This is a genomic window from Okeania sp. SIO2B9 (assembly GCF_010672505.1).
Taxonomy (GTDB): Bacteria; Cyanobacteriota; Cyanobacteriia; order Cyanobacteriales; family Microcoleaceae; genus Okeania; species Okeania hirsuta.
Genome location: NZ_JAAHGK010001354.1, coordinates 1 through 1,999 on the forward strand (window position 1 = coordinate 1; position 1,999 = coordinate 1,999).

Genomic DNA, 1,999 nt, shown 5'->3' on the forward strand with positions numbered 1-1,999 from the left:
TCAAAAAAATGAAAAAATCTTATGTTTAGTCAATGGAAAAGGTATAACTCATGATTTTAAACTATTTAAAAATAGTTTAAAATCATGAGTTATACCTTTTCCATTGACTAAACATAAGATTTTTTCATTTTTTTGTTGAATTACTAATCGTGTTTTTAGTGTATGTTATCTTTGTTTTCCACTGTAAAACTGTTTTTGCCGGTTTTTTAGGTCTTTCAATTTTACTTTCCATGAAATCCATCACTACCAGTTCTTCTTCAGCATGAGTTTGCCATAATTCTTTTTTTTCCAGGCAGCCGAAATTGACGAGATTTAATTAAGATATTTTCAATTTTATGAACAATACGACAGACATTAGATTCAGACATTTTCCATTCCAATCCAATATGATAATAAGTTCTATATTTTCTCAAATATTGAAGAGTCATTAAAATTTGGTCTTCAACTATTAATTTTGGCTTTTGTCCTGATTTCTTTTTTTATTTTTCTTGAGTTTTTACAGTACTAACCATTACTCTAAAAGTTTTTTTCTCCTGTCAAACGCTTAAATTCTGTTGATGGTAACTTTTTGGCTTGCCAATATTTCACGATTAAATTAATTTAATTTGCTAAATAATTGTCTTTAATAATTATACAATAAGTTTTCATTGATTTGAAGAAGGAGACAGGAGACAGGAGACAGGAGACAGGAGGAAAATTACATGGGGATTCGCTCCCCCAAGTAATTTTGAACACCGTGTAGACGGTGGGGTATTAAACCCACAAAGAAAATGATAAATCTCCCCTAATACACTTTCCTGATGGTTCCCAGTTATCGGGTTTTTCACCATATTTTGGGAGAACATCATTGTCTAAAAACGATGATTGCTAGGTATAAGACTCCTGATTGTTCTACAAATTGCAACCCATATAAGTTGCAAAGTTACTCGATTCTTTCTTTGAGTCTAGGAGTAGGAATTTGTACAAACTTTTGATTGGTTTTAGTTCCCAATTCAATTGACTCTTTTTGCTCTTTATTCCAACCAAAAACGACTGTAGCAATTTCATGTTTAAGACAATGATTAATCACCAATATTGCTGTTTTGTTAACAGCATCACCTATCTGACGATTACGTTTTTCAGTAATTTTAGCTAAACGTTTAGACCCAAAATCTTGTGGTTTATTTTCTTTTAAAGTAGCTAATATTCAAAGCTTTAAAAGGCAGGTCTTCTCGATTGTTGCGACAAGAGTTTCCTGAATTATCATTTTCTTTGTGGGTTTAATACCCCACCGTCAACGGGGGTGTTCACGCATTACTTGGGGGAGCGTAGACGCGGAGCGGCAGGTCGTTGACTATCCCCATGTAATTTTCCTCCTGTCTCCTGTCTCCTGTCTCCTGTCTCCTTCTTCAAGCAAGCTGCCTAGTTTATGGACTCACAGCTATTTTGATGATACTACTGGAAAAGTCAGGATAGCCGTTGATTTTGGAATACATCAACGACCCTCATCAGGGGGGTTGAAACCGCCTTTCGTTTTTCTACCCCGCGCCTAAATTGACGGCGTTACCAAACTCTCGAACTTCCTCCGTGTTCATCAATCCTATCTAGACTGACTAACTCCTCAAAAAAAACTACTGACTACTTAAAAATGAGGGGATATGTAGCAAAAACTTTATTATCTTTTTTTTGAGTTTAATACTCCGCTGTCTACACGGTGTTTACAATTGGTTGGGGTTTGAGTACCCATCTATTTTTTCTTCCTTCCTCCTTCTTCAATAGCTAATCTAAAAAATAAAAGCCCCTTGGTCAACATTGACAAAGGGACAAATAACTATCAGGGTGCATCTACTAAACGTAGTATAACACCCGCAAGGGGTAAACCCCACTACTTGAGTAATTAAAAAAAAATATCATAAATTAAACAAAGCATAAGTTTCATTAAACTCAGCACCCACATACATAAAAAAAAAGCCCCTTTGTCAACATTGGCAAAGGGACAGATAACTATCAGGGTGCATCT

1 protein-coding gene and 2 pseudogenes are annotated in these 1,999 nt (G+C 35.0%); 1 reads left to right on the forward strand and 2 read right to left on the reverse strand.

Annotated features, from left to right (window positions below; all coding sequences use genetic code 11):
- Window positions 1-60 precede the first annotated feature (60 nt).
- Window positions 61-588, reverse strand: a pseudogene (locus F6K13_RS30660) (transposase family protein); the annotation flags it as partial.
- A 334-nt stretch (window positions 589-922) separates the two neighbouring features.
- Window positions 923-1,072 carry a hypothetical protein gene (locus F6K13_RS30665; RefSeq protein ID WP_161564369.1) on the reverse strand — a complete coding sequence of 50 codons (150 nt, stop codon included), beginning with the start codon at window positions 1,070-1,072 and terminating at the stop codon, window positions 923-925.
- 310 nt (window positions 1,073-1,382) lie between these two features.
- Between F6K13_RS30665 and F6K13_RS30670 the strand changes: the two are divergent.
- Window positions 1,383-1,500, forward strand: a pseudogene (locus F6K13_RS30670) (IS200/IS605 family transposase); the annotation flags it as partial.
- Window positions 1,501-1,999 lie beyond the last annotated feature (499 nt).